General features: G+C 42.0%; 31 protein-coding genes. 26 read left to right on the top strand and 5 right to left on the bottom strand.

The genetic code is table 11. The annotated features are described in order from the left end of the window. Window positions 1–10 precede the first annotated feature (10 nt). Genes KP014_RS26260 through KP014_RS26250 form a run of 3 tightly spaced genes read left to right on the top strand, consistent with a single transcriptional unit; the run spans window position 11 to window position 2,735 of the window. The gene (locus tag KP014_RS26260; protein ID WP_090834674.1) at window positions 11–1,789 is read left to right on the top strand and encodes a UbiD family decarboxylase; all 1,779 of its coding nucleotides are present in this window, start codon (window positions 11–13) and stop codon (window positions 1,787–1,789) included. Between the two features lie 43 nt (window positions 1,790–1,832). Continuing rightward, window positions 1,833–2,573, top strand: coding sequence for a Cthe_2314 family HEPN domain-containing protein (locus KP014_RS26255; protein WP_036599385.1), 741 nt, complete (start codon window positions 1,833–1,835; stop codon window positions 2,571–2,573). Between the two features lie 3 nt (window positions 2,574–2,576). Next, window positions 2,577–2,735, top strand: coding sequence for a MetQ/NlpA family ABC transporter substrate-binding protein (locus KP014_RS26250; RefSeq protein WP_090834679.1), 159 nt, complete (start codon window positions 2,577–2,579; stop codon window positions 2,733–2,735). Between the two features lie 399 nt (window positions 2,736–3,134). Here KP014_RS26250 and KP014_RS26245 read toward each other — a convergent pair whose 3' ends face one another. After that, window positions 3,135–3,383, bottom strand: coding sequence for a NifU family protein (locus KP014_RS26245; RefSeq protein ID WP_025692191.1), 249 nt, complete (start codon window positions 3,381–3,383; stop codon window positions 3,135–3,137). Window positions 3,384–3,465: 82 nt separating this feature from the next. Between KP014_RS26245 and KP014_RS26240 the strand changes: the two genes are divergently transcribed. After that, window positions 3,466–3,720, top strand: coding sequence for a YuzB family protein (locus KP014_RS26240; RefSeq protein ID WP_036599383.1), 255 nt, complete (start codon window positions 3,466–3,468; stop codon window positions 3,718–3,720). Window positions 3,721–3,725: 5 nt separating this feature from the next. Here the strand turns inward: KP014_RS26240 and KP014_RS26235 are convergent, their stop codons facing one another. Both KP014_RS26235 and mqnE read right to left on the bottom strand, forming a co-directional pair. Continuing rightward, complete coding sequence (locus KP014_RS26235) at window positions 3,726–4,787, bottom strand: NAD(P)/FAD-dependent oxidoreductase (protein WP_090834675.1); 1,062 nt, start codon at window positions 4,785–4,787, stop codon at window positions 3,726–3,728. Between the two features lie 47 nt (window positions 4,788–4,834). Further along, the gene (gene mqnE / locus KP014_RS26230; RefSeq protein WP_090834677.1) at window positions 4,835–5,941 is read right to left on the bottom strand and encodes an aminofutalosine synthase MqnE; all 1,107 of its coding nucleotides are present in this window, start codon (window positions 5,939–5,941) and stop codon (window positions 4,835–4,837) included. A 44-nt stretch (window positions 5,942–5,985) separates the two neighbouring features. Between mqnE and KP014_RS26225 the strand changes: the two genes are divergently transcribed. From KP014_RS26225 to KP014_RS28955, 6 genes are all read left to right on the top strand, one after another. Continuing rightward, a complete protein-coding gene (locus KP014_RS26225) occupies window positions 5,986–6,123 on the top strand; it encodes a hypothetical protein (RefSeq protein WP_175491957.1) in 138 nt (45 codons plus the stop codon). Between the two features lie 197 nt (window positions 6,124–6,320). Continuing rightward, complete coding sequence (locus KP014_RS26220; protein WP_036591523.1) at window positions 6,321–6,680, top strand: HesB/IscA family protein; 360 nt, start codon at window positions 6,321–6,323, stop codon at window positions 6,678–6,680. Window positions 6,681–7,050: 370 nt separating this feature from the next. Next, window positions 7,051–7,695: a restriction endonuclease gene (locus KP014_RS26215; protein ID WP_036591528.1), complete on the top strand. Its 645-nt coding sequence runs from the start codon at window positions 7,051–7,053 to the stop codon at window positions 7,693–7,695. 180 nt (window positions 7,696–7,875) lie between these two features. After that, a complete protein-coding gene (locus KP014_RS26210; protein WP_036591526.1) occupies window positions 7,876–8,448 on the top strand; it encodes a hypothetical protein in 573 nt (190 codons plus the stop codon). 509 nt (window positions 8,449–8,957) lie between these two features. After that, entirely contained in the window at window positions 8,958–9,866 is a 909-nt protein-coding gene (gene ltrA, locus KP014_RS26205) for a group II intron reverse transcriptase/maturase (RefSeq protein WP_246590588.1), read from the top strand. Window positions 9,867–9,938: 72 nt separating this feature from the next. Next, window positions 9,939–10,256 carry a group II intron maturase-specific domain-containing protein gene (locus KP014_RS28955; RefSeq protein ID WP_246590587.1) on the top strand — a complete coding sequence of 106 codons (318 nt, stop codon included), beginning with the start codon at window positions 9,939–9,941 and terminating at the stop codon, window positions 10,254–10,256. Between the two features lie 101 nt (window positions 10,257–10,357). On the opposite strand, the gene KP014_RS26200 is transcribed toward KP014_RS28955, so the two are convergent. Both KP014_RS26200 and KP014_RS26195 read right to left on the bottom strand, forming a co-directional pair. Then, a complete protein-coding gene (locus KP014_RS26200) occupies window positions 10,358–11,821 on the bottom strand; it encodes an IS1182 family transposase (RefSeq protein WP_216700365.1) in 1,464 nt (487 codons plus the stop codon). After that, the gene (locus KP014_RS26195; protein ID WP_425517234.1) at window positions 11,802–13,280 is read right to left on the bottom strand and encodes an IS4 family transposase; all 1,479 of its coding nucleotides are present in this window, start codon (window positions 13,278–13,280) and stop codon (window positions 11,802–11,804) included. Before KP014_RS26195 ends, KP014_RS26200 begins: the two co-directional genes overlap by 20 nt. A 1,246-nt stretch (window positions 13,281–14,526) precedes the next feature. On the opposite strand from KP014_RS26195, the gene KP014_RS26190 reads away from it, so the two are divergent. The 16 genes from KP014_RS26190 to KP014_RS26120 all read left to right on the top strand — a co-directional run bounded on the left by KP014_RS26190 (window position 14,527) and on the right by KP014_RS26120 (window position 26,418). Continuing rightward, a complete protein-coding gene (locus KP014_RS26190) occupies window positions 14,527–15,453 on the top strand; it encodes a hypothetical protein (protein ID WP_036597349.1) in 927 nt (308 codons plus the stop codon). 496 nt (window positions 15,454–15,949) lie between these two features. Continuing rightward, complete coding sequence (locus tag KP014_RS26185) at window positions 15,950–16,195, top strand: hypothetical protein (RefSeq protein ID WP_051500243.1); 246 nt, start codon at window positions 15,950–15,952, stop codon at window positions 16,193–16,195. Between the two features lie 82 nt (window positions 16,196–16,277). Further along, window positions 16,278–16,403 (top strand): hypothetical protein, encoded by a 126-nt coding sequence (locus tag KP014_RS29190; protein ID WP_281426437.1) that lies wholly within the window; start codon window positions 16,278–16,280, stop codon window positions 16,401–16,403. A 110-nt stretch (window positions 16,404–16,513) separates the two neighbouring features. Further along, complete coding sequence (locus KP014_RS26180; protein WP_051500242.1) at window positions 16,514–17,533, top strand: DUF4365 domain-containing protein; 1,020 nt, start codon at window positions 16,514–16,516, stop codon at window positions 17,531–17,533. 317 nt (window positions 17,534–17,850) lie between these two features. Continuing rightward, the gene (locus KP014_RS26175) at window positions 17,851–18,363 is read left to right on the top strand and encodes a hypothetical protein (protein ID WP_036597347.1); all 513 of its coding nucleotides are present in this window, start codon (window positions 17,851–17,853) and stop codon (window positions 18,361–18,363) included. 206 nt (window positions 18,364–18,569) lie between these two features. Further along, complete coding sequence (locus KP014_RS26170; RefSeq protein ID WP_036597345.1) at window positions 18,570–19,028, top strand: hypothetical protein; 459 nt, start codon at window positions 18,570–18,572, stop codon at window positions 19,026–19,028. Between the two features lie 236 nt (window positions 19,029–19,264). Further along, window positions 19,265–19,945, top strand: coding sequence for a class I SAM-dependent methyltransferase (locus KP014_RS26165; RefSeq protein WP_036597343.1), 681 nt, complete (start codon window positions 19,265–19,267; stop codon window positions 19,943–19,945). A gap of 251 nt (window positions 19,946–20,196) precedes the next feature. Beyond that, on the top strand, window positions 20,197–20,745 hold the full coding sequence (locus tag KP014_RS26160; RefSeq protein WP_090834269.1) for a GNAT family N-acetyltransferase: 549 nt from the start codon (window positions 20,197–20,199) through the stop codon (window positions 20,743–20,745). A 233-nt stretch (window positions 20,746–20,978) separates the two neighbouring features. Further along, on the top strand, window positions 20,979–21,515 hold the full coding sequence (locus KP014_RS26155) for a hypothetical protein (protein WP_036605344.1): 537 nt from the start codon (window positions 20,979–20,981) through the stop codon (window positions 21,513–21,515). Window positions 21,516–21,838: 323 nt separating this feature from the next. After that, complete coding sequence (locus tag KP014_RS26150; RefSeq protein ID WP_036605342.1) at window positions 21,839–22,330, top strand: hypothetical protein; 492 nt, start codon at window positions 21,839–21,841, stop codon at window positions 22,328–22,330. Window positions 22,331–22,516: 186 nt separating this feature from the next. After that, window positions 22,517–23,005, top strand: coding sequence for a cysteine hydrolase family protein (locus KP014_RS26145; protein ID WP_036605340.1), 489 nt, complete (start codon window positions 22,517–22,519; stop codon window positions 23,003–23,005). A gap of 24 nt (window positions 23,006–23,029) precedes the next feature. Then, a complete protein-coding gene (locus tag KP014_RS26140) occupies window positions 23,030–23,305 on the top strand; it encodes a hypothetical protein (protein WP_036605338.1) in 276 nt (91 codons plus the stop codon). Window positions 23,306–23,397: 92 nt separating this feature from the next. Further along, window positions 23,398–23,730, top strand: a complete 333-nt coding sequence (locus KP014_RS26135; RefSeq protein WP_036605336.1) for a hypothetical protein — start codon at window positions 23,398–23,400, stop codon at window positions 23,728–23,730. A 499-nt stretch (window positions 23,731–24,229) separates the two neighbouring features. Next, complete coding sequence (locus KP014_RS26130) at window positions 24,230–24,829, top strand: aminoglycoside phosphotransferase family protein (RefSeq protein WP_281426479.1); 600 nt, start codon at window positions 24,230–24,232, stop codon at window positions 24,827–24,829. 144 nt (window positions 24,830–24,973) lie between these two features. Beyond that, the gene (locus KP014_RS26125) at window positions 24,974–25,243 is read left to right on the top strand and encodes a hypothetical protein (RefSeq protein ID WP_036605334.1); all 270 of its coding nucleotides are present in this window, start codon (window positions 24,974–24,976) and stop codon (window positions 25,241–25,243) included. A 617-nt stretch (window positions 25,244–25,860) separates the two neighbouring features. Continuing rightward, entirely contained in the window at window positions 25,861–26,418 is a 558-nt protein-coding gene (locus KP014_RS26120; protein WP_036605330.1) for an ATP-binding protein, read from the top strand. Window positions 26,419–26,436: the final 18 nt, after the last annotated feature.

The raw sequence follows: 26,436 nt of genomic DNA, 5'->3' as shown, positions 1-26,436 counted from the left end.
GAACAATATATTGGGATACAGTAATTTGCGCCAGTGGATAGAACAACTGCGGAAGGACAAAGACCTTGCCGTCATAGAAGCGCCGGTCGATCCTTATCTGGAACTGGCGGAGATCCATCGCCGCGTCATCCAGGAAGAGGGGCCGGCTCTGTTGTTTACGAATGTAAAAGGAACTCCCTTTCCGGTCGTCACCAATCTGTTCGGCACGGTCCGGCGGGTGGATCAGGCTTTTGGCCCCCGTCCCGAAGCGCTCATGAAGTCGCTTATGGGCGCGATGGAAACGCTGCTTCCGCCGACGGTAACCGGGGTGTGGCAGGAGAAAGGGCTGTTGTTTGATCTGCTCAAAGTGGGCATCAAGAATGTTCCGCAGGGCGAGGCGCCTATTTTAAAAGTCTGCCAGAGCACTGATCCGCTTAAGGGATTGCCGCGAGTCACAAGCTGGCAGGAGGACGGAGGACCGTTCGTCACGCTGCCGCTCGTTTATACCGAAAGTCCTTCCAATCCTAAAGACCATAATCTCGGGATGTACCGGATTCAAATATACGATGATCAAACGACAGGCGTTCACTGGCAGATTCACAAGGGCGGGGGATTTCACCATCATGAGGCAGAGCAGCGGAATGAAGCGCTGCCGGTATCCGTCTTTATCGGCGGCCCGCCGGCCTTGATCGCCACGGCTATCGCCCCGGTGCCGGAGCGCATGCCGGAGCTGCTGCTGGCGTCCATGGTGCTGGGCGGCCGTCTGCCGATGGTCAAGGACCCGATGGGCGGCCACCGGATTCCGGCGGAGGCGGAATTCGCAATCCGCGGATTTGTCCCGCCGCATGAGCGCAGGCCGGAAGGACCGTTCGGGGATCACTACGGCTATTACTCGCTAAAGCATGACTTCCCGGTCATGCATGTGCAGCGCATGTGGCATCGCAAGGACGCCATTTATCCGGCGACTATTGTCGGCAAGCCAAGGCAGGAGGATTACTACCTTGGCGACTTCCTTCAGCGGCTGCTGTCTCCGGCTTATCCGCTTGTCATGCCGTCCGTCCGCTCCCTGTGGGCGTACTCGGAATCGGGCTCCCATACGCTGGCGTCCGCCGTCGTGCGGGAGAGCTATTCGCGCGAAGCGCTGGTCTCGGCGTTCCGCATCTTGGGCGAGGGGCAGCTATCCCTGACTAAGTTCCTGATGCTGACGAACGAGCCGGTCGATCTCTCCGATTTTCCAAAGCTGCTGGAAACGGTGCTGGAGCGGTTCGATCCGGCAGTCGATCTGTTTATTTTCAACAAAACATCGCATGATACGCTCGACTATACCGGCCAAAGAATGAATCACGGCAGTAAAGGCGTCATGATGGGGATCGGCGACAAGGTACGTGAGCTTCCGCGAAGCTACGAGGAAGGCAATCTTACCGGCATTCACGCGGCGCTGCCATACTGCGGCGGCTGTCTCGTCGTCTCCGGCCCGTCTTATACGGAAGATCCGGAGCTGCCGCAGCGCCTGGTCGGCACCCTTCGGGAGAAGAAAACCGCCTGGCCGCTGGTCATTCTAGTCGACAATGCAGCCGAAACGGTTAAGACACAAACCTCCTTCCTGTGGACGGTGTTTACCCGCTTCAACCCGGCCACCGATATTTTTGCCGAAGCCACGGTCAAAAATCATCATATCGGCTACGAGCTTCCCATCGTCATTGACGCCCGCATGAAGCCGGGATATCCGGACGAGCTGTTCCCGAGGGAGGACATCGTAGAGCTGGTCGACCGCAAATGGAAGAATTATTTCCCTGCGGGTACATTTTAATTAATCATTCGTTGGCGTTTAACGCGTAACAGGAGGACGGATTATGCTGCGGACTATGCTGGGGGAGCCTCCCCGCGAGAATACCGGAGTGCTGGCCGATGCTATGGGACATATGGCCCAAACCGTATCGATGCTGCGCAGGGAAATGAATGTCCATGAAGACGGGGACCATGAATACCGGAAGCTGGAGATTTGGATTCAAGGGCTGATCTCTTCGCTCGACGAGCTGGAGCAGAGCTTGTTCGCCGCTTCCTTTTTTCGCAAATCGGTGAAGGCGGGCATCATGGATGATATGTCCGTGAACGAGCAGGGTGATTATGCGCGCTATGTCTATTTTTACAAGAACGGCTTCATTCGCGTCTTCTCCCTGCTGGACAAACTTGGAACGGTGCTGAACACGCTTTACGATCTGAATACCTCAAGGGTTAAAGCCCATTTTTCTTACTTTACCGTGCTGCGGCGGTTCCGCTCGTCCAAGAGGCATAGAGAACTGTCCGGCAGGCTGGAGGAAATCAAAGATTCGTACCGCGACCCGCTGGAGAAACTGCGAGGCCGCCGAAACGCTGAAATTCATTATATGAATTCCGAAATGCAGGACGATCTATGGCAGCGGCATCAAGGCCTGCACGATAAAATCCAGCTTGAGGATCTGGACGAGCATCTGGAGGATCTGCGCCAGGGACTTGAAATGGTATGCAAAACTTTGGCCGAAGTCTTCCGTTACAGCAATGAACAGCTCGGCCAGAGCCTCCAAAATCGTAATAAAGTAAACAATAACCTTTAAAAAATATTTGACAAAGATTCCCCATATGCGAATCTGCTTGTCACCCGTTCGGAGGACAAGGACAAGGGCGCGATCAAGAAGCTGGCTGCCGCGCTGACTTCCCCGGAAACCAAGAAGTTTATAGAAGATAAATACCAAGGCTCCATCATTTCGGCGTTCTAATTGTCCACCATTCGAACAAATCCCGCACAGCCCTTTCTGGGCCGTGTGGGATTTTATTATTGCTGGGGTCACCGAATAGTTGTAGTGATATATAAAATTTTATATAATGACCGTTAGGCTATATAAGATGAACTTGAAAAAATGACATAAGGGTAAGGAGTAACGAAGGGGAAGTTTGGAACTGTAGGAGCGATAGCGATCGCCTTTGTCTCCGGATTTCATCCACGAAGGGATTGAATCAAGAAATCTGGAGACAACAGCGGCCGGAAGTCCAAACATTCCTCGAAGTTACAAACGATACCCAAATGGGAAAATCTCAAGTTCATTTTATATAGTAATTGAACAAAAAAATCCCGGCCATTTGCCTAAGCAAACAACCGGGACGGGTTTACGCAAAAATTAGAATACTTGAACGACTTCCTCAACGCCTTCAACTTCTTCGATGAGCGCGCGTTCGATTCCGGCTTTCAGCGTAATTGTGGAGCTTGGGCAGCTGCCGCAGGCACCCATCAATTTCAGTTTCACGATTCCGTCTTCAACGTCAACCAGCTCAACGTCGCCGCCATCGCGCTGCAGAAACGGACGCAGTTTATCAAGAACTTCCAGCACTTCATCATACATGCTAGTACTTTGTGTATTCTCACTCATTTCTCAATCACTCCTTTCGTACGTATATTATAGTACAAATATTTAAAAAATAAAACGGTTAGTAAGGGCCAAGGAGAACTACATGAGACCAATTATTGAATTTTGTGTCAGCAACCTGGGGCATGGCACCGAAGCGCTGAAGAATAAACTGGAACAAAATATGGATTACGATGTTGTTGAGTACACCTGCCTGGGCAACTGCAGCCAGTGCCGCTTCGAGCCGTTCGCCATGGTAAACGGTGAAATCATCGCCGCGGATTCGGCCGAAGAACTGGAAGAAGCCATAGAGACCAAGATCAAGGAACTGGAAGCCTGGGATAAGCTTGAGTTAGACTGACCGGATTATCCGAAATGCCGCTTGGACATCCACAGCACTCCGCTTTTTAGGATGCGGGGCACCCGTCCCATGACGGATCGGCTGCCCAGCAGCCCGAAGCCTTCGCTTTTTCCCAGGGAACCGAGCGTTCCCTTCAGCTTGATTTTGCCCAGTCTCGGCGTTTCATTGCGCCACAGGGCGCGCAAAATTTGCGCAATCTGCTCGCCTTGGGCTCCCGCTGCCTGTGCGCTGGGCGCAAACGGCAGGCTGGCGCAGTCCCCGATCACATACACTTCGGGATAGTCCGGGACCTGATAATACTGGCCAAGTATCACTCTTCCACCGTGGTCCTTCGCCAGATTGAGCTCCTGAATCACTTTGACCGGCTGAATGCCTCCGGTCCAGACCGTAACGTCAGAAGAAATAGCCTCCGAACCGTTGAAGATCGCATCCTTCTCAATATGGGAGACCGAAACCCGGCCAAGCGTCTGCACCTGATGCTCGCTGAACCATTCTTCCACATACTGCGACAGCCTCGCAGGAAAAGCGGACAGCACCCGCTCGCCCCGGTCGAGAATCGTAATGTTCAGATCAGGCCGGCTTTCCCGCAGCTCGGCGGCAAGCTCGACTCCGCTGAGCCCGCCGCCGACAATGTTGACGGTGCCGTATGGCTTCACATCGTTCAGGCGGCGGTAAGTTTCTCTTGTATCCGAGAGCGTCTGGATTCCGCAGGTATGCTCCTCTGCTCCGGGAATACCGTGATAATTATCTGTGCAACCCAGAGCGATAGCGAGCAGGTCATAGGGTACAAGCTCGCCATCTGCCATGAGGACAAGCCGTTTATCCAGATTGATGGCATCGACTTCGCCGTATTTGACGGAGAGCTTCGGGTGGACAGGGAATGCAATTCGAAGATCATGGTCGGAAACGGTTCCGGCGGCAAGCGCATAATATTCCGTCTTGATGCCCTGATAGGGCATCCGGTCGATAAGGATCATTTCCACATCGTTTGGAAGATGCTCTTCCAGCAATTTTTGGATCAGCGCGAGGCCGCCATAGCCGCCGCCGAGGACAAGCAGTTTCTTCATACAGACAGCCCTGCCTTTCAAATGAAGGAGTATGTGAGGTGCAATCGCTATTCGTATACCTTGATCTCGTTATAGAAGGTGTCGCGCTCGACTGGGATTTTGCCTGCGCCCTTTACCAGCCAAATCAATTCCTCTCGTGTCATACCCTCGGGAGTCAGCGCGCCCGCTGAATGGCTGATCCGTTCTTTCAGGATCGTCCCGTGCACGTCCGATGCGCCGAAGCTGAGCGATACTTGGGTGAGCTGCGGTCCGATATTGATAAAATAAGCTTTGATATGGTCGATGTTGTCCAGCATCAGCCGGCTGACGGCGATCGTCTTGAGGTCCTCATACGCGGAATTGCGGCGCATAATGCCTGCATTCTTGCTCTTGGGCTGCATCGACAGCGGGATGAACACCATGAAGCCGTTCGTCTCGTCCTGAAGCTCGCGAATTTGCAGCATATGCCGGACGCGGTCCTCATGGGACTCGATGGAGCCATACAACATGGTGGTATGGGTCCGCATGCCGAGCTGATGCGCCTGCCGGTGCACCTCCAGGTACTCCTCGACGTTTGCCTTGTCGACGCGCATTTTTTTGCGGTATTGGTCGGACAGAATTTCCGCTCCTCCGCCCGTCAGCGTCTGGAGTCCGGCTGCCCGCAGCCGTTCCAGCACTTCACGGATGGTCAAACCGCTGATTCGGGTGAAAAAATCGATCTCCGCCGCCGTGTACGCCTTCAGTGTAACTTCCGGAAAACGGTCATGCAGCGCCTGAAGAGAGTCGACATAGTATTGAAACGGAACATGGTCGTTATGTCCGCCCACAATGTGGAACTCCCGCACGCCGGGGTGAATATGCTGCTCCACATAGGAGACCATTTCCTCGCCGGAGAGCGTGTAGGCTCCCTCTTCGCCCTCATCTTTGCGGAAGTTGCAGAACGCGCAGCGGGATTCGCACACATTGGTAAAGTACAGACTCATATTTTCGATAAAATACACTTTGTTTCCATTTTTCCGCTGGTTGACTTCGTTCGCAAGCTGGCCGATCGTCAAAAGATCGCTGCTATCATATAAATAAACGCCGTCCTCCAGGGTTAATCTTTCGCCGCCGCGAACCTTTTCGATGATATCCGCCATTCTGGCATCAGTGTAGGGAGTAATAAGAGTAGACATTATGATTCCTCCTAGTAAGGTTTAAGATAAGAGGCTTAGCCAGCATGGACGTAAAGCCGCCGCTCTGTGAACAAGAAAACATCCCGCTGTTTCTCACTGGAAAAACGACGCAGATGTTTTCAGGAACAACATATCAAAGCGGCAGCAATTCATTTTTTGGATTAGGACTCAGCCGTACGTGACAAAATTTCGAATTTTACTTAATGCTTTTCCTATTATAAACCTCTCTTCAAAGGCGAGCAACAGCCCCGAGTTCTTCTCTTCCCTTGATCTGTAGCTTGTGGACCGGGTGGGAGTGAAGTATACTTTACTTTATATAGACAATAACTTTTGGCCAATCTCGGCCGATACCATAGATCTTATAAGGAGGCTGGTAACCATGATTTCAATCAGCGATTCGGCTGCGGAGCAGCTTAAGACCATGCGCGACTCGCAGGAGATTCCGAACATGTTCCTTCGTCTTGGCGTGAACCCCGGGGGATGCAGCGGCTTCTCGTATGCGATGGGCTTTGACGACAACGAGACCGATCAGGACGTCTACATGGATGTGAAGGGCCTCAAGGTCGTTATGGAAAAAGAAAACCTGCGTCTTCTCGACGGCCTCGAAATCGACTTCGAGGAATCCGGCATGTCCGGCGGCTTCACCATCAACAACCCGAACGCCACCGCCACCTGCGGCTGCGGACATAGCTTCAGAACGGCGACGGATGAGGGGAAACCGAGCGAGGAACCTTGCTGAGCGTTGATGTGACGCAAGTTTTTCCTCCGCTGATCTAAACGGTAGCCGAATCGGTAGCCCTGCGCAAACGAGCGTTCGGAGCTGTGGATTGCGGCGGTAAAATTGAACGTTAACAACCCCGAAAGCCCGGCGTTAACAACCCATAGAACGTCGATTCAGGGTGTGGATAACATACCTCCCAAGCTTGTTTGATTGCTAAACGCAGCTTAGGGAGGTTTTTTATGCTTAAAGTTGGACTTGAATATGGGGAAAAGAGGCAGTCAAAAAGGATTGTCTCTTTTTTGCACCCAAAAAACCCATTTTTTTCGATTATATCCCAAGAAAATTATGGTATCATCTTACTATTAAACCAACGGAGGTAGTTCTATTGATCTATGCATTTGTGGCGGTAGTAATTATTCTGTTTTTTGGTATCAGCTTCTTGTTCTTTAGAATTCTACAAAAACGCAATAAACCTTCACTTTTTATTGAAGAAAACTATGATTTGAAGTCGATTACTATTGCAGATATTGACAGGATGGAAGATGGTTCAGGGTTCGAAATGTACCTATACAGACTTTTTATTGAACTGGGCTACTCAGGTGTATACAAGACTGTCGGAAGTCGTGATTTTGGAGCAGACGTAGTCTTTACAGATCGGGATGGTATCAGAAATGTTGTGCAAGCAAAGCGGTATGGGGTAGATCATCCAGTTGGTATTAGCGCTGTGCAGGAGGTCTACTCTTGTATGAGGTACTACAAAGCCAAGAAAGCCATCGTGATCGCTACAGCCAAGTTTACCGAACCCTGTGAGACATTGGCAGGGATTAATCATGTGAAGCTGCTAGATCGAACGGACCTAATCAATATTATTGAAGCTTTTAAAAAGGATAACGGCAGAGCGGCACAAGATATCATTGAATCGGAGCCGAGAATGATTTTGGAATCGTGGAGTGAGGCGAGCAATCCGGTACTGCGTGAAGTTCGCAAGGACTATAAGGCGGAGAAATATGTGAAGAAGGTAATGGGGAAGTAACTTTGTACTTTAAGAAAGTTTCATGAAAACTATAAACTGGGATGGATTGGAAAATAGTATCCTATTCGAGGTTAAGTTTCACGACCAGGCTGGTGCGCCTTAAGCCAGTGAGGGTTCGGGAATACAAGAACGTTATATGATAGACGAAGAATAGTATAAAAAATGAAAGGATCGAATTTCATGACACTTTTTGAAACATTTCAGTTTAAAAAAACAAATGGTGAGGTTCTCAATTTTAATCAGTTAACATTAAATGAATTAAAGCAATTACATTGGAATGAAGGAAGATTTGATTGGGAGATAGCTGAATTATTTAACATATCGAAATCGAAGGTACAGCAAAAGAGAAGGAAGATGGGTATTACGAGAAAAGAAATGATAATAGAAGATCTAATAAACAATAAAGATGAAGATTATCATGAATTGAACCAAAAGGCATTTGAACGAATCATGACGACTGAAAATATTGATGTGATATCAAAGGCGTTGACAAACTTTGCTTTTAGATCAGGTCCTGTTGAAGACATACACTCTAATAATCAACTAACGCAAAAGGATATGAAGACATTAAATAAATTTATAGTCAACAGATTATCGTACGTTATAAAACTTATAATTGAATCTAGAGGAATTGAACTTGAATATTTAATTCGCTCAAATGCGCTATTTAATACAGGTTGGGATGCTGCCGAAGAAGATGACGGTGATAATTTTTATTTAGTGAAGCAAGAATTGTTGAAGTGGAATAGATAGTGTTAGTAACTCAACTTTCGGTGCGACCAAGCATAGGTTATGAAATTTAGCAGGTGAAAATCCTGCTTGGAAAGACTCTAGCCAAGTCACCAATAGCGAGTCTTGGACGGATGGGAGTAATTCCATGCGTTAAGCGTAGACAGTCAGGTAGCAGGCCTGAATGTGATGGAGCCTCGAAACGAGTAAAACGGGAAGGTTGACGGCGTCGAAATACTGGAAAACTACATCCGGCCTCATCGTTACAGGCAAGAGAGGCAGGACTTCCCCGGGGTCGAAGAGCCAGGCATGTTAACTAATGATTTCATAGCAACTTGGGAGACCCGGTCATGTTCTTCCGAAGAGGAAGTATGGCAAACAACCGGTCACAAGGGAGAATGTCAAATGACGAACCCGGAGTCGGATCACGGTGTCGTACCACTGAAACCGGTGTAATGCTGGCGGAGGGAAGGCCGTGACCTATCCTCGCTCTTGGCAGGGCCACATTTTCTACACACAGGGGTAGACAAAAGATGCAAACAAAACTGGCAAGAATAGCAGAATTGGCAAAAGCAAAGCCGAATGAGTCCTTCACATCGCTGTACCATCTGTTGAATGAAGAACTCCTGATGCAGTGCCACCGTGAACTCGATGGTGCAAAAGCAACCGGCGTAGATGAAGTAACGCAGGATGAGTACGAAGAGAATGCCGAAGAAAACATCCGGAACCTGGTAGAACGACTGACAAAGAAGCAATATCATCCTCAACCGGTACGGCGCGTGTATATCCCAAAAGATGCAAATAGCAAACGACCGCTGGGGATCCCGTCGTATGAAGATAAAATCGTCCAATTGGGATTGAACAAAATCCTGCAAGCGATCTACGAACAGGACTTTCTGGATATGTCGTATGGATTCCGACCCAACCGGGGTTGTCATGATGCGCTGCGAGCGTTAAATCGGGCATTGGAATTTGGCAGAACCAGTTATGTAGTGGATGCAGATATCCACAGCTTTTTCACGAACGTCGATCACGAATGGCTGATGAAGTTTCTGGAACTTCGCGTATCGGACCCGAACATCCATCGGCTCATCCGACGATTCCTAAAGGCTGGAGTGATGGAAAACGGGGTATGGGAATCAACGGAAGCCGGCACGCCGCAAGGCTCTATCCTGTCGCCATTACTATCGAATGTCTATCTGCACTATGCATTAGACCTGTGGTTCGAGGTGGCGGTGAAAAGAGCATGCCGCGGGGAGGCGCACATCGTCCGCTATGCGGACGATTATGTCTGCTGTTTTCAGTACAAAGACGATGCAGAACGATTCTACCAAGCTCTGCTGCCCCGATTGGCCAAATTTCAGTTGTCCATCGCCGAAGAGAAGACCAAGATTGTAGAATTCGGACGATTTGCGGCTGAAAACCGAAAGAGAAGAGGGTAAGGAAAACCGGAAACGTTTGACTTTCTGGGATTCACTCATTACTGTAGCAAGAGCTTCAAAGGGAAATTCAGGGTGAAGCGGAAAACGAGCAAAAAGAAGTTCAACGCCAAAGTAAAAGCGTTCCATGAATGGTTACGAACGGAGCGACATACCGATGAAAAGGAACTGATGAAAACGGTCAAACAGAAATTGATCGGTCATTATCGGTATTACGGAATCACAGACAATAGCCAATCTTTGGAAACCTTTGCGTTCCGAGTACGAAAGGCGCTATTCAAGTGGTTAAATCGCAGAAGTCAGCGAAGGAGCTTTTCGTACGAGCAGTTTGAACGATTTCTCATGCGGCATCCATTACCTGCGCCTAAAATTTACGTCAGCATCTACGGTTAATGAAACGCCACTCTGTAAGAAGATAGGAAGAGCCGTATGCCTTAATTGGGCACGTCAGACTGTCTAACAACTGATTGCTGAGCACGCTTTAAAACGTGGGTTTATGCAATTTTGCTCAAATAAACGCCCTGCATATTAGATTTTGAACGAGCTTGGTCACTGAAAAGACGTATGAGGTCCTTCACGCCCTTTATTTTGATCATTCTCTTGAAATTATAGGCAAGACAAATCAAATTGGTCTCAGTGCCTACTGATGCCAACCCTCGTGTTAAAAAGTATGTATAGCCCAAGTGACGTTTCATCGTCCCGAAAGGGTGCTCAACGATTGCCGCTCTTTGCTTATAAATATTACTTTGACTACGTGTATTTTCGGTAATCTTCTCGATCACTTCTTCGTCTTTAAGTCTGGTTACCGCCCTTCCGCCTTTGGCAGACGTGCAGGACTCTTTTTGTCCGCAAATATCGAAGGCTTCGCAAGTGTAACGCCTATACTCTTTTCCATTTTGTTTTCCATTCCATTTGAAGGGTAATTCATAACCCAACGGGCAAATATATCTATCGTTGATGGCGTCATATTCAAAGTTCTCTTTATCAAATCCGCTTGCCACTTTGTTTTGCTTTCCCTTTTGCGGCTTAATTAAGAGTTCGGTGCTTTCGTCGACAACGTCGATGATTTCAAGATAATTATAATAGCCTGTATCAGCCAGAATTGTAGTTTTTTGATCATGGAAAACTTGCTTTGTTTTCTCCGCCATATTGGACAGCTGTCCTTGATCGTTGACATCATTGACCGTATCGCAGTCCACGATCAGTTTATACTTGCTGTCCACCGCAGTTTGAACATTGAAACAAACTTCATGCTTCCCGTTGTTTTTCATTGATTTGGCATCCGGATCGGTAACACAAAGCTGTTTTTCACCTGTTTTCTTGAGTTTTTGTTTAATTACCTGCAACTCGTGCATTCTCTCTTGATAGACCTCTAACTTTTCCGTGATTTCCTGCTTTTTTTGGCGATTGTCCTCCGTTAAAAAGTCATGCAAATAGGCATCGATTTTTTCATCGATATACTCTAGCTTCTTACTGACAATATTAGCATTAAAGTGTTGCTTTTTAGAGCAGTTCGCCTTTAATTTTGTGCCGTCAATCGCGACAAGTTGACCATCAATCAACCCGAAACCTTTTAACAGTAAGGTGAACCCTTTAAACAGCTTTTTTATAGCCGTTTGGTTATTCTTCATGAAAGCAGATAAAGTACCGTGGTCCGGATGGAGCTTGCCAATTAGCCACATCAGTTCAATGTTTCTTTTCGTTTCGGTTTCCATCTTGCGAGAGGAACGGATGCCGTTCATATAACAGTAAAGATAGAGCTTGAGAAGATCTTCCCTGCGATAAGGTTTTTGCCCCGATTTGGTGCCCGAATACACCTGAAACCCCAATTCTTCCAGGGCCAAACTATCGACGTAAGCATCGATGACTCGGACAGGATTTTCTTCTTCTACAAAGTCGTCCAACGTATTTGGCAGTAAATGAATTTGATGTCTATCTTCACCTTCGATATAAGGCATACACGCTCATCTCCTTTGATGTAGAGTTTCGACAAAGGTCATCTATTTTCATAATTGTTAGACAGTCTGACGTACGGATCTGTGAGGGGCGTGAGCTGCGAGGCTCACGTCTACTCGACCAGCAAGAAATCGGCAGGTAATCCTTGATGTAGCTGGGCAAAGCGGAGATCCAGTGCTGGAGTTGACTTTTAATCATAGCAGATAACTTTTTACCGACTTGAGTGACGATTTCGTTCATCACTTCCACTAATTGTTGCAAAGCAACTGCCCAGTCCAAGGTGTCGACTTCATCGCAAAGCAAATAAAACAGTCCGCCAAAAAACCGCTGATTCGTACTCTGCCGATGCTGCCAAGCGAGCAGAATGTAGCGGGAGAAAACAATTGTCGTGTGGCTGACAAGCAGATCGTAAGACCGTCCCTGAAACTCTTTTTGCAAACGCAGAAGGGACTTGGCGCACTTGAAGAACACTTCGATCTCCCAGCGTATCCTGTAAATCCGGATGATCTCCTGAGCGCTCAAGGTCAGATCAGTAGAAAGGATTGCGAGCCATTCGTTCTTCATGGAACGATGACGGACAAACACAACCGTCACCGGGATGCCGGGGGCCTGATCCGTTCGAATCAGGCGAAGGATGTTGCGGTTCTTGCCTTCGACACGTGGCGCAACTGCGTACAACGCCTTCAGGCAAATTCTTTGGCCGCCCACGATGTAGCGTTTGTTATCGTTCTTCACCATGCCGATCACATACAGCCCGCGACGCATGACTTCTTGAATGAGCGGCGCATGGGTAAACCAACTGTCCATGAGCACAAAAGAGGCTGAGACGCCGGACTGAATGGCACGGTCAAGCATGGCAGCGATCACTTGAGGTGCGGAGAAGAACGCCTCAAGGCGACGTTTGTAACCGGCGCTACGCTTGTCGATCCCTTCCATCATGCCAGTAATGCCGGACTTTGTGGAACTTAGCAAAGCAAAGTCCATAGGGATAAAGGAATGCCCGTCCGACCAACCCATGGTTAACATGCGAAATCCTTTATAGTACGCGCCTGTCGCATGATCCTTGAAGCGCGCCAGCATTTCGACAGCTTTGCTTCGGTTACGCTCGAACATCGAATCGTCAAAGATGAACACCGTCTCTCTGTGGGCAGAGGTCAGCTTCCTGACCCGCCGAACGGTTTCACTGCTTAGTGACAACAAAAACCGACGCCACGCATACCCGCTGTGATTCAAAAAACGGTATACCGTATCTTTACCGGGAAACGTTTCGCCTTTAAAGCTTTCGAAACTAGTTCTTCTGGCGAAACAACAAAACGAAAACGATGCGAAACAAATACGTACAGGTAAAGCCAAACTTCTTTTTGAAACCGCAGCATTCAAGTGCTTGAGGACTTTAAGCTCCTGAAAAGCCGGTTTAATTTCTTTAGGCAGTTGATCAAGTAGTTGCTTTTGCTCTATCATGTAGAGGACACCTCTTCTGTATGGTAGTGATTGCTGGACACTCTCACTTTACCAAACGAAGCGGTGTTTTTCTATTTCTGTCAAGCCATAAATCAAATCGATCTCAAAACCATGCTGTTCTTGTAGTTAAATCGATTTTCGCTGCGAAAGTTGAGTTAGTAATTCAAAGAACTGTCATATAACATAGTATTTACGCGGCGGAGCTTTCGGCTTTGGTCTGCAAGAGGCTATTCAGAGAAGCGAGTTTAGCAGACAGCCCTGAATTGGCTAAGTCCGTCGGGACCCGGTGCTGAGGAGCGTGGATCCTCTCGGGTTCGTGAATACCAGATCGATACGTGAAATTGTCGTTAAGGCTTTATTAATGGAGGAAACTCATGATGGCTAACAAAAAACTAGTTCTAATAATTTCTATACTATGTTCAAATATAGTACCTATCATAATTTTAAAATCTTTTTTTTGTATTATTTCTTGACTTTTATACCAAAGGATTTTTAACTGGACTAGGACACATTCTTGTATGCGGGTTTATGATAATTTTGAATGTTATTGTTGGACCGGCATTAACCTCAAAAATTTATAATAAACAAAATGATCGGTTCAAAACGAAAATCTTTATTATTATTGTTATTAGTATCACTCTACAAGTAGCTTTAAGTATCCTTATTGAAACCCCCTTCAAAGACCCTCCTGTACTAAGCTTCTTTTGAAAGAATAGATCATTCAATGAGGACGATAACTTCAGATAACACAGCATTCACGCTGCGGGCTACGCCCTGGGTCTGCGATAGAGAAATTGTTGAAGCATTTGGCAGGCAGACAGCCCCTGTGAGGAATAAGTTTGGTGCCCCGGCGCTGCGTGATAAGACATATGAAGAGCGAGTAAAACAGTTTTTGTTAGTAGTTAAATAGCTAAATTTAATATACAACCTAGAAGACGAACTCGAACAAGAAATGAATAATAAATAATCGAACAAGACTAAAGGACATTAAAGTACAATAAAGGACGACAAGATTTTGAAGGTAGCTCAGTGGGGCCAGGTACAGCACATAACATTGCATTCACGCGGCGGGCCCTAACGGTCCCTTGGTCTCCAGAAGCTAAGGCGAAGAAGTTATTGCTGGCAGACAACCCTGCGAGGCTAAGACTTCGACCCGACGCTGTAGCACCTTAACCCTCTTGGGTTCGTGAATGCGGGAACGTTATCAGAAATCATTTGCAAAATCATACTACTAGGAGCAAAAAGCATGGAGAAATTCAAAAGCTATATTTTCAACTCAATTAGGACTGATTTTTCTAAATATCTTGATTTTAAGGATCGAGCAAATACTACCGATACAAAGAAGCGGTATATTGATGATCTTGAAGTGTACATAGAGGAACATCTCGAATTTAGAACTTTAGTTGAAGATTATACTGATATTTTTAACAAATCAGATATAAAAGCATTTTTAACTTTTAGAAAGAGTGCAACTGCAAAATATGCACTTTCTAATCTATTATCTTTCTATCATTATAATGAGAGAATTAGTGATAGTTTTTTTCTGGAAATCAAAAACGAACTAAAAAAATATAAAGCTAAAAAGCCGAAAGATATGGACTTTTTATCTGAGAGCGATTTTAAATTCCTTTTTAGTTCTGCATTAGAATTAGAAGAAAATGATCAAGAGAGAACAGAAAAACAACTATTAAAATTAATACTACTTATCTCATATAATTACATGTTTGAACAAAGGCATTTATTTAACCTTTTATGGGAAGATATTGATATACAGAATAGAACAATTAGAAATCCTAGATATAATGTAGTAGAGCTCAACCAAGATAAGTTCGAAATGAATAATGAAATATATAAATTGGTAATTTCTTTATATGGAATTTCGAAAAAAGAAGGCAGCGAATATATCTTTGAGAATATGAGACATGATAAGAATTCAATAAATAACTTATTGGGAATTCTAAATGGTAGACAAAAAAACTATCTGAAACTATCTTCAAAAGTAAATTTACAAAAGGTAATTAGGTCTAGGATTCTATTAGATCTAATTAACTCAGAAGGGAGATCGCTTATTAACTTTTATAAGATATTTGGATTAACTAAAGATACTCAATTAACAACAGCAATTAAAGAATATTTAGTCCTAGAGAAATCAAGGATGACAAATGACATCTGATAAAAATATATTCACGCGGCGGGCCTTGCGACCCTTGGTCTGCGGGAGGCATTTCGAGGAAGCGGAATCAGCAGAAAACCCTGCACCGACTAACCACGTCGCGGCCGTGCCTTTGTCCCTTAAGTCGGTGAGGGTTCGTGAATACCAGAACGTTAGGTGAAATCATCTGTAAACAATACTAAACAAGGGGTTATTTAATGCCACCATATTATTCGGTTATAGCTTTCCATACTCCGCGTTCTCTCGGGATTTTGTAAGTGAAGTTTATAATACTTTTTTTGATTACTTCCCCTTTCAATCAGGCTACTGGAATTCCGAGGGTGAAACACTAGGTACAATAATTAGTTGGAACACTGAACTTCTATCCAAAAGATTTATTCTTGGCTATGACCAGCATGTTAAACACAACTATAAACAAATATTATTGGAATCACAGACAATTAGACATATAAGGTTAATTTGGAGTTATGATCCAAAAAATGAGATTACCTTAAATATGATAGTGCAAGAGAGAGAAGTATTATTAAATGAAGAAGGTTTGAAATTCGACGGAGCACAACTCAAACCTATTTTAAACTTAGCTATATCCATCTTGAATAATCACCAAGTGAATGTGTTACAAACTTATCATGAAATAGACGCTCCCATTACTATCAGTCAGATAATGAAGGTAATCTGCCAGCAATTAGTCCATTTTGTATTGTTGGAAACACTGATTACTAAAAAATCAAGGACAGATTAGAAAGTTATTATTATACTGAGAACCTAAAAAACAGTGTGTTAGTAATAGAGAGAGAATACTCTAGCTTAATCGATGAAGACTGATGACATCACCTAACACAGCATTCACGCTGCGGGCTGATGCCCTGGGTCTGCAGAAGAAATTTCAGATAGCAGACAGACAACCTTACGAGCCTAAGTCTGACGACCCGGCAGCTGCGCTGCCTTAAGCTTCTCGGTTCGTGATTACAACAACGTTAAGCGAAATTCTCGAAAGACCATGTTAATTAGTATGCCTATGAAGTGAATATACAATAATCATCAATAAAAGAGGGTTAATATGCCGAAATGGAAGAAAAACAAAAAAGTTGAAAAGCAAGGAGTCGCTTTTTTAGAGCAATTAGTTATCGATCAAGGATCAATCTTCAGAGAAGTGCCAGGCGATAATGATACAGGTATTGATGGATTTATTGAATTTGTCGAAGATGATATTGTTTCGGGTAAGTTATTGGCGGTGCAAATAAAATCGGGGGAGTCATATTATAACAATAAAGAGGAGAAGTTTGTTTTTTATCCAGATGAAGATCACTTAAACTATTGGGAGAATTATATGTTGCCTGTTGTCATGATATTCTATTCTCCCGTAAATAAATGTAGTGCATGGATTGGTATAAACGAGCATCTTAATTATTTACGATACCATGACAAATCTCCCTTAAGTAAAATTGAAGTTAGGCATAGAGATGGAGTATCAATAAATGATTTAAAAGATTATATAAACTTGAAATCTGATTCTAGAATTTTATTGAAGTGTCTTGATAAGTGTTTTGATGCCGATAAAAGTATTATTTTGAAACATTTCGAGATTCTAACAAACCATCCCGAATCTAGAGATAGAAAAATAGTAATCAAGGTTGCCAGAGAATTAGTTGCTCATGAAGATAACGACGTAAAGAAACAGGCGTTATGGTATTTAGGGTATTGTGTTGGAAGAAGTAGGTGGTCATGGAATCCAAATAATCTAGAAGAGAAAGAGTTAATGAGTTTTGCGGGAGACATCTGTTCAGATATATCTGAAACCGAAATATATGAACTATTGTGTATAGTTGATAATGAAAGCTTCTCTGGGCCAATGGGTTTAGGTGAAAGATTATTAGATGTGATTTCCTGCTGTCTTGACAGTGCAATTTTAATATTAAAGAAAACTGCTGTTGATGTATCTGAACCGATAGGTCGAAGGGTGAATGCTTTGTATTTATTATACGGTTGTGATGATGAATGGATGGATGAAGATCTGCTTAATAAATCCTATGATATAGAGTATAAGGATCTGTTTGATTATCTGTCTTCTGATAGTTAATCACCAATTATTATTTGGCTTTAAGCTATATAGGTACTCTGGTATATTCGGAGAAGTGAAAACTTCGCTTAACAACGTATTCAAGCATCGGCCAGCTGGCGCCGCCCTCGGTCCGCAAGAGGCATTTCGGAGAAGTAGAATAAGCGGACAACCCTGCACCGACTAAGCGCAATCACGCCCGGCCTGTCGGCATTAAGTCGGTGAGGGTTCGTGAATGCAAGAACGTTAGACGAAATCAGTGAGTTTAGTGAAACTTTCTTTTGATAAGAACGTATGTTTGGTATGGACTTCAAAATTTTAATAAAGGGGGAACTTTTATGGGGGCAGTAAAAGATTTAAAGGAGTTTCTAAAAGATTTACCTCTCAACAAATTTCATATTTTTCTCATGTTATTCTTTCCTGTTTTCTTTCTTTTTAAGCTTATGTACAAAGATGAATTTAACTTATTCGTTGTGAGAGTAAGTAAACTAGGTAGTAAAGTTCAAGAAATTGTGCCTTTGCAAGGACTGTTTAAGTTGTTTGAGATAATGATTATTTTGCTTTTTCTATATTCTGTATTGCTTGGATTTATACAATACTATATCTGGAGAAATCAAACAAGAGCCCAGGGGAATCTAAATATTGATAGATATGTTATGAAACATAAAGTTGATGAGTGGGCACTAATTATTCCTGTTTGGCACACAATAGTAATATCTTACAGTTATCTGTTAGATTATTCAATTGACTTAAACCCTGTAAGTTTGTTTATCGGTATATTCTGTACCATAATTATGATAACTAGAGGTTTCATATTTATGTTTTGTAATACTGAGGAGGTTTCTTTCTAAAATCATCGATGTCACTGACATCAGCTAACACCGTATTCACGCTTCGGGGCTTACGCTCCTTGGTTGTCAGATGTATAATCATGGAAGTAGCTCGGACAACAAACGCCCCAGCCTAAGATAAGAGCTATCAAAGGCTGGGGCGTTTCGTGAATATCAGAACGTATACGCAATGCCACAAAAACCTTTAAATAATAGGAGAATATGCCATGAGACAAATCGTTCTCATCTTGTCAATTTTTTTAATTACTTTTTTAACTGGATGTACGCAAACAAATAGGTATCAATTTAATGATAACGATATAAAGATTTCATTGATAAATCAACAACATGCAAATGACTATAGAGCATACTCAATGGAAGTAAAGAATACAGGGAAATTAGAAATAAAATATATAAATCTTTATCTGTACTATCCAGTGATATTACCAACTGGATCTAAAGGGAATCCTTTTAAAATGGAAGGGAAAACTGAAATTAGTAAACCAATAAATCTAAAATCAGGAGAGAAGATTATTTTTAATTTTTTTGCACCGACCAAAGAGGTCTTCGGAGATTCGAAGTTACTAGACTTTGATGATCCTCAAATAGAATTGAATGGAATAGTAAAACAAGGAAAGTCTGAACTTCCTTTTGTAATGAGTGGAGGATATCTTAATAATAAGTAGACGTGATAAGTATTTCAAAGAAGAGTGGAACAGCGTATAACAAACGTATTCACGCTTCGGGCCATTCGGCCCTCGGTCCACCAGATGGATTTCGAAGAAGCGGATTCAGCGGACAACCCTACACCACCTAACCGCATCGCGGCCGGTCCTTCGGACCTTAAGGTGGTGAGGGTTCGTGAATACAACAACGTTAGAGGAAATGGCTGCAAACACTATAAACCAATGGGGGCAAATTCATGGGAGTCGAATGGTACGACGTTATCGCCAGAAGAAATGGCGGATATAAGAGTAATGCTGTATTTACGGTAGAGGGGATTTCAGCAGAAGAGATTTTCGAAGAACGATTAATTGGTATGCTACCTAATTATACATCGGTCTTAGATGCCGGTTGTGGGCATGGAGAATTTACCGTAAAGATGTCAAGATATACAGAATCATTGGTAGCTTTCGATAATTCTATTGAACTGATGAACATCGCGAACTCATTACTTAAAGAAAGTAAAGTGAGCAATGTAAAGTTTATTTATGCTACAACCAAAAAACAGTTACCTTTTCAAGACGAGCAATTTGACTTAATTTATGACAGAAGAGGGCCAACCTCAATATTAAACCATAGTAGAATACTTCAGGCTGGGGGAACTGTATTTGGGATTCATTCAGGTTCATTAGAGAAAGTAAAAGAACGATTAGAAAGTAATGGATTTACCAACATTGAAATCGAAGAATTTAGTAGTGCGATTTATTATTTCCCTGATGAGAATGAATTTGCTAAGTTCATCACAGGAATACCGGGAAATCCTGATTATACTTCCCCTAAATTAAAAAAAGAATTAAGCAATAAGATTCAAGAGAATACAATAAACGAAAAACTATGCATGAAAGAATATCGGTACATATGGAAGGCAATTAAGAAATGATCTGTTGGGATTCTCGAAGAAGGCAGTCACATCCTCTAACACCGCATTCCCGCAGCGGACCCTGAAGGGTCCTTGGTCACCAGTTGCTTTTCGGGGAAGATGACTCAGGCGAACACCCGCACCACCTAACCGCGTCGCGGCCGGTCGGGAGCCAGCTTCGCTTTTGGCTCTGTGCTTCTCTTAAGGTGGTGGGGCGTCGGGAATGCAAGAACGTTAGGCGAAATGACCTAAACCATGAAAGGAGAAAAAATATGTCTCAATTCCCCATATTAGAAACAGATAGATTTGTACTAAGACAGCTTAAACAAGACGATTCAAGAGAAATATTTCAATATTTCTCTTTGGATGAAGTTACAAAATTTTATGATTTGGAGAGTTTTACGAATATTGAGCAAGCAGAAGAACTAATTGATAGATGGAATCAAAAGTTTGAAAGAAATCAGGGCATTCGCTGGGGAATCACTTTGCGGTCGGAAAGCAGAGTAATTGGAACATGTGGATTTCATGGATGGATGAAAAATCATTATAAAGCTGAAATTGGATATGAATTAACACCAGAATATTGGCGGCAAGGTTATATGACTGAGGTGATTCAGAAGATAATTGAATTCGGATTTAACAATCTTGGATTAAACCGTATTGAAGCATTTGTAGAACCAGAGAATGTGGGATCAAGAAAGGTGCTTGAGAAAATTGGATTAAGTGAAGAAGGGACATTGAAGGAACATTTTTATTGGAGGAATCGGTTTGTTGATACTGTCATATATGCAATACTTAAGAAAGATTATAAAGTGCGTTAAGTAGTGGGATATCAAAGAAGAGGTCACTTCGCCTAACACAGTATCTACGCTGCGGAGCCTGCGGCTCCTTGGTCTGCAGGAGTTCGGTTCGAGGAAGCCGGTTCAGCAGACAACCCTGAACTGCCTAACCGCGTCGCGGTCGGACCCTTCGGGTCCTTAAGGCAGTGAGGGTTCGTAGATACAAGAACGTTATCCGAAACACCTGAAAGCCTAAACATAAAGGGGCATTTTAATTGCAATTCATAGAATTAAATACCAATCTTTATAGAGTACTTGATCAATTAGTTCAACAAGATTCCTTGAATAAGCAATTCAGATATACTGGAATACTAGATGTTTTTAGTTACTGTTTATCTGAAGACGAAGCCAAGACATTGATCCATCCATACGAATATCATTTGAAGCATGAATATAAATTTATTAACTTATTTAAATCCTTGTTTGAGGAAAATGCTTCATCCACCTGTTTCGTGCATTTAGGCAATTCTATAGAAGAGTTGCGTAAGATTAATCATGGGTTATTAAACCAAAATGAACTAAAAGAATTAAACTATGTAACGAACCGAGGAAGTCGGATTATTCAAATCGAAGATATTAATGAGATCGAACTATTTCTAAAATTATCAACAAGAGAAATCCACTTTTGTGACTATATCTTTAATTATGGAGAATTAATGGTAAGAGGAAACTTTGACCTTAGTTTTCCGATTTATTATAAAGAAAAAGAATATCTAACCATAATTGAAAAAAATAATTTGTATGTAAGATAAAGCAAAGGGAATTTAAAGGATTATGAAAACATAAAAAGGCTTAATGAAAAGCATACAAAGAAGCTAGAAATACAACTGATTTATATTAGCACGTTCAGGAAGACAGGTGCATCGGATAACATAGCATTCACGCTTCGGAGCTATCAGCTCCTTGGTCTGCAGAAGCAAAGTCGAGGAGGTCATGGCTGCAGACAACCCTGCGAGGCTAAGTCTTCGACCCGGCGCTAGAGCGCCTTAAGCCTCTCGGGTTCGTGAATGCTGGAAACGTTATAGGAAATTAGCGAATAATATTAATAATTCAAACTATTCCCAGGGGGATTCGAATGAACGGAGTAAGGCGTTTATATATAACCAAAAGCAACAAGGTATTTAAAATACCTCAAAGTAATAAAGTTTCTAAAAGATTTATTGAAGACCTAGCCCGGCAAGAGGTTCTTGAGGTTCTTCTATACTATGAAATAAAAGAAAGAAAACCATCAAAACTATTGATGGTTGAATTTGATCGGATCACTTTAGACACTAATGGAGAATATCAAATAACTGAAGAAGAAAAGAGTAGAGGACTACATAACTTCTTGCACTTTGGACTTGTAACACCTGAGGAATTAGCGAATAGAGAGGGTCCCCCAATATTGCCACTAGCCCCTGTACTACCTTTAAGAAATGAAAAAGAAGCTCTGTATAAGTATTTAAAAGAAAAGATTAATGTACTGTTCAAGGATACACCTTTTATTGTTGAAATGAGGATAGAGTCTTTAGAACAAAAACATAGGGAGTACATTGACCTGGTAAAGAAATCTACAAAATTAAAATGAACTACAAAACATTAGTATATTTTCTACATGAGAAAAAGGCTTAACATTAATTAAGTACACAAAGAATATCTAAAAAATGTGATTGTAGCCCAAGAAATTGCTGGCATCCTCTAACACCATATTCCCGCTGAGTCGCATACCAATTGGGGTAAGTATTTTTTAAATACATTTGAGGGAGTGTCTTCGATGAAAATAGGTTTTTTAATTATTGATATGCAAACAATCCATCTACAGGATCTAGAAAAGAAAATAATAGATAGAGCTTGCGAGTATATCAATTATGTGTCAGATTTGCTTCGTTCTAATGATCATGTTGTCATACATGTTCAAGACATTGAAGGTCTTAAAGAATCAAATAGAGATTTATATAATAGTATTCCAGAGATTCAAATCAAAGATGAAGACTTGATACTAACCAAAGAAAACTCGAATGCATTTTGGAAGACAGAATTAGAACAAATTTTATTGAATCAAAGCATAGAGTTAATTATCATTTCAGGATTTGCTGCAGAACATTGCGTTTTATTTACCTATAACGGAGCCATTGAACGAGGATTTAAGCCTGTAATATTACAAAATGGAATTTTAAGTAATAAAAGTGATGTGATAACTTCAACATACCGGGATAGGAACTTGATCTCTTATCCTGTCATTGAATATTTAATTACCAACTAAAATTTGGCAAGGGGTTTTGGAAATATGAATCAAAAACAAAGGATGAAATGGGAGCAATTAAGATCTAAGGGTAAGAAGAATTTTATTATTTATAAAGGAATACTTGGTTGGGGAATACCGACAGCAATATTATTTACTTTATTTATGTCATTTATGGAGAATTATTCTCTAATATTTGATAAGAGTTTTGTTGAGTTTTTTATTATTGCGATTATTTTGTTTCCCGCTGGAGGTATAGTGTTTGGTTTATGGGTATGGAATTGGACAGAAAGAATATATATGAGAAACATTGATAAATAGACAACCCAGTCGGGCCTATGAATACCAGAACATTATCCGAAAATCTTGAAAATCTATTTAGTTCGAAAAAACATAATAAAAGGAATATTTGTATGAATAATGAAGATAAATATAATGGGATATTAAGTTTGGGGCAAATACAGCCTAAGATTCTAGTCACGATACTTTTTTATGCTGGGATCATAACAATTATTTATTGGTCAATACCCTTTGGAAGGTATATATCAATTACAAATAAATATATGAAGTCAGTTCAAATAACTGAAGGAATGTATACAGGAGTGGCAGTAGAGAATAGATTTTTAGGAATTATTGCAGGAATCATTTTCTTTTTAATACTGTCAGTAGTATGGAAGGTGTTTTGTGAATTATTACTCTTAATCTTTGTTGCTTTTAGAACATATATAAATAAAAACAAACAGTAACAACGTATTCACGCTGCGGAACATGACGGTCCCTTAGTCAGCCTGAAGGATTTTTTGGGGGGGATTTCAGGTTGTCAACCCTGCGGAGCTAAGTCTTCGACCTGGCGCTGAGCGCCATAAGCCTCTCGGATGTGAATGCGGGAACGTTATTTGAATGCGGGCTAAAACTTTAAAAACCTAAATAATCTGTGGAGGTATTGATGGAAGAGAGAAGATCAAAATATATAAAATACATTCAAGATAATACCCAAATATTGAAATCAAAGAAATAAAGACTAACCTAACTGATGGTCAACATAACGATATTATTATTATCAATGATAGTGTGGTTTTTCGTTTTTCCAAACATGAATTTAGTAAAAGTCTTTTAAATAACGAATACAAGGTGCTTCAAATTGTGAAACAATTTGTTGACGTGCCAGTACCAAATTTAGAAATGATTGATGAAGGGATTTCAAAATATTCTTATATTAAGGGGAATCCCATTTATTAGAATAATATTTTAAAATTAAGCGATAACCTTCAGGATCAGATGGCTCAACAACTAGCTTTATTTTTATCTCAATTACACTCCATTCCGATGAATACAATTGAAGAAAATAATATAAATGGGTTCCCTGGTAATGGAACAAAGGAGTCATTTAAGGATTTGTATTTAAGTATTAAAACGAAGCTGTTTCCTCATATGAAAAGTTATGTCATTGAATGCATTCAAAATATCTTTAATCCTGTATTCAAAAACAAGAATTTTCTTGATTACAATCCTACCTTAATACACGGGGATCTAGCTCCATATCACATCATTGAAGAGTCTAACAAAGTTATTGGAATAATTGATTTTGGTGTGTCAGGTTATGGTGACCCTGCTCATAATGTTAGTGTTATTCTTGATACATTTGGAGAGGGTTTTATAAAGAAAATGAGTAAGTACTACGATGAGATCGAATCATTTATTGATAGATCAAGATTTTATGCTAATGTATCTTCTTTAAGATGGGCACTAATTGGATTTGAGAGCAATGATATCTCATGGAATCTAAATCACTTTTTTACAGCTAAAGATATAGGTCCTTATGGTAAGGCATTTAATAATTTGTAGGTACCGTTAGATACAGCCGCCATCTGATAACACCGTATTCATGCAGCGGCCTGACGGCCCTTGGTTGCCTGGTGTAAAGCATGAAGTATATTCAGATACACACGGCCTGGCCAAGAACCGAGTATCAAAGTAGGTGATCCATAGTTGCTTGAACTTATAGAAGCGCATCGATATATGTTCTATTTTACAAGGAAGGATATTGATATCTTAGAGTTTGAACAATGGATGTATGATCATGGTGAACTTGAAGTCCTGCTAGGGAATCATTACTTTGACTTGATATCTATCAATTACAGAGATAAGTTTGCCAGGGAAGCGGTTAAAACAATAATACGGAATATTATTAATCCAGGTGTCTTCGAAGAAGAACGAATAACCAAACTCCTTACTGAATTGATTACTGACGAAATTTAAAGGCGAATTCTGAAAAAATCAACAACTACAGAAATAAGATAAAGCAAGAATCAATTAGATTGCTTGGATTTCTTGAAAGCCGGGAGATCGTAATTAAGGACGAATATGAATATGAAGATAAAAGAGATGAAAAGACAGAACTGAAGTTTATAATTCAAAAGATGTTCAAAAGATAGGAGCTGCGCTAGTGAAATATATTAAACTAATTGGCTATGTGGCGAGTGCGTCAACAATTGCTCTTTGGATTATTTTAATTTGGGTAAATCCATATGCTGAAGGAATGAATCAAACTAGCCTGTTAATTACCTTGATAATGCTAGTTCTTCCGAGCGTTTTATTTACAATAGGCCAATTTTTTAACAGAAGTATTATTCTATTAATTTCATTTATCTGGAGCTTCCCATACAGTATGTATATGTTGTTAAGCCCAGGTGTTTTTTTATTGTTTGGCGTTACAAATCTTATCTATTTACTTTGCTTCGTGTTATTTAGAATAAATAAAATAAAGTATTAATGTGTCCGGATGATGATGAATATAACCTGAAATCGAATAGGCGTTGATGGGAGTAATTTAAATAAGGGATAGGAATACATCGGTAAGGAGTGAAAGGGTTAAGATGATAAATAAGATACATATTCTTGGGGCGTCTGGCTCTGGAACGAGCACATTAGCGAAAGCCTTGTCAGAGAAGTTAGGATATAAGCATTTTGATACAGATGATTATTACTGGATTCCAACAGACGAACCCTTTACTAAGGTTAGACAAATTCAAGATCGCCAATCACTTCTGCAAAAGGATCTAACCAACACTCCCCAATGGATATTGTCTGGGTCATTATGCGGTTGGGGGGATATGTTTGTACCCTATTTTGATTTAGTAGTGTTCATATGGATACCTAAAGAAATACGGATTAAGCGATTAATTGAAAGAGAGCAAAATAGATACGGGAAAGAGATTGAAACAAATGGAAGTCGATATCAATCGTTCAAAGAGTTTATTGAATGGGCAGCAAGCTATGACGAAGCTGATGTAGAAACAAGAAGCAGAGCTATGCATGAACAATGGATCTCTGAATTGAAGTGCCCTGTAATAAGGATTGAAGGGGATATAACATCAAGTGTTCAAGAAAGAGTCAGTAAAGTATTGGAAATGATCAATACGGCAAGAGCCTAAATCGCAATTTCTAAAAAA

The organism is Paenibacillus sophorae, from assembly GCF_018966525.1.
GTDB lineage: Bacteria > Bacillota > Bacilli > Paenibacillales > Paenibacillaceae > Paenibacillus_AQ > Paenibacillus_AQ sophorae.
The sequence above is the reverse complement of the archived record's forward strand: the minus strand, read 5'-3'. Positions and strand labels throughout refer to the sequence as shown.

Coding starts and splice junctions, on each gene's coding strand:
- KP014_RS26255 (WP_036599385.1), top strand. CDS start 1,833: ATGCTGCGGACTATGCTGGGGGAGCCTCCCCGCGAGAATACCGGAGTG.
- KP014_RS26245 (WP_025692191.1), bottom strand. CDS start 3,383: ATGAGTGAGAATACACAAAGTACTAGCATGTATGATGAAGTGCTGGAA.
- KP014_RS26240 (WP_036599383.1), top strand. CDS start 3,466: ATGAGACCAATTATTGAATTTTGTGTCAGCAACCTGGGGCATGGCACC.
- KP014_RS26235 (WP_090834675.1), bottom strand. CDS start 4,787: ATGAAGAAACTGCTTGTCCTCGGCGGCGGCTATGGCGGCCTCGCGCTG.
- mqnE (WP_090834677.1), bottom strand. CDS start 5,941: ATGTCTACTCTTATTACTCCCTACACTGATGCCAGAATGGCGGATATC.
- KP014_RS26225 (WP_175491957.1), top strand. CDS start 5,986: ATGGACGTAAAGCCGCCGCTCTGTGAACAAGAAAACATCCCGCTGTTT.
- KP014_RS26220 (WP_036591523.1), top strand. CDS start 6,321: ATGATTTCAATCAGCGATTCGGCTGCGGAGCAGCTTAAGACCATGCGC.
- KP014_RS26210 (WP_036591526.1), top strand. CDS start 7,876: ATGACACTTTTTGAAACATTTCAGTTTAAAAAAACAAATGGTGAGGTT.
- ltrA (WP_246590588.1), top strand. CDS start 8,958: ATGCAAACAAAACTGGCAAGAATAGCAGAATTGGCAAAAGCAAAGCCG.
- KP014_RS26200 (WP_216700365.1), bottom strand. CDS start 11,821: ATGCCTTATATCGAAGGTGAAGATAGACATCAAATTCATTTACTGCCA.
- KP014_RS26195 (WP_425517234.1), bottom strand. CDS start 13,280: ATGATAGAGCAAAAGCAACTACTTGATCAACTGCCTAAAGAAATTAAA.
- KP014_RS26190 (WP_036597349.1), top strand. CDS start 14,527: ATGGAGAAATTCAAAAGCTATATTTTCAACTCAATTAGGACTGATTTT.
- KP014_RS26185 (WP_051500243.1), top strand. CDS start 15,950: ATGATAGTGCAAGAGAGAGAAGTATTATTAAATGAAGAAGGTTTGAAA.
- KP014_RS29190 (WP_281426437.1), top strand. CDS start 16,278: ATGACATCACCTAACACAGCATTCACGCTGCGGGCTGATGCCCTGGGT.
- KP014_RS26180 (WP_051500242.1), top strand. CDS start 16,514: ATGCCGAAATGGAAGAAAAACAAAAAAGTTGAAAAGCAAGGAGTCGCT.
- KP014_RS26175 (WP_036597347.1), top strand. CDS start 17,851: ATGGGGGCAGTAAAAGATTTAAAGGAGTTTCTAAAAGATTTACCTCTC.
- KP014_RS26170 (WP_036597345.1), top strand. CDS start 18,570: ATGAGACAAATCGTTCTCATCTTGTCAATTTTTTTAATTACTTTTTTA.
- KP014_RS26165 (WP_036597343.1), top strand. CDS start 19,265: ATGGGAGTCGAATGGTACGACGTTATCGCCAGAAGAAATGGCGGATAT.
- KP014_RS26160 (WP_090834269.1), top strand. CDS start 20,197: ATGTCTCAATTCCCCATATTAGAAACAGATAGATTTGTACTAAGACAG.
- KP014_RS26150 (WP_036605342.1), top strand. CDS start 21,839: ATGAACGGAGTAAGGCGTTTATATATAACCAAAAGCAACAAGGTATTT.
- KP014_RS26145 (WP_036605340.1), top strand. CDS start 22,517: ATGAAAATAGGTTTTTTAATTATTGATATGCAAACAATCCATCTACAG.
- KP014_RS26140 (WP_036605338.1), top strand. CDS start 23,030: ATGAATCAAAAACAAAGGATGAAATGGGAGCAATTAAGATCTAAGGGT.
- KP014_RS26135 (WP_036605336.1), top strand. CDS start 23,398: ATGAATAATGAAGATAAATATAATGGGATATTAAGTTTGGGGCAAATA.
- KP014_RS26120 (WP_036605330.1), top strand. CDS start 25,861: ATGATAAATAAGATACATATTCTTGGGGCGTCTGGCTCTGGAACGAGC.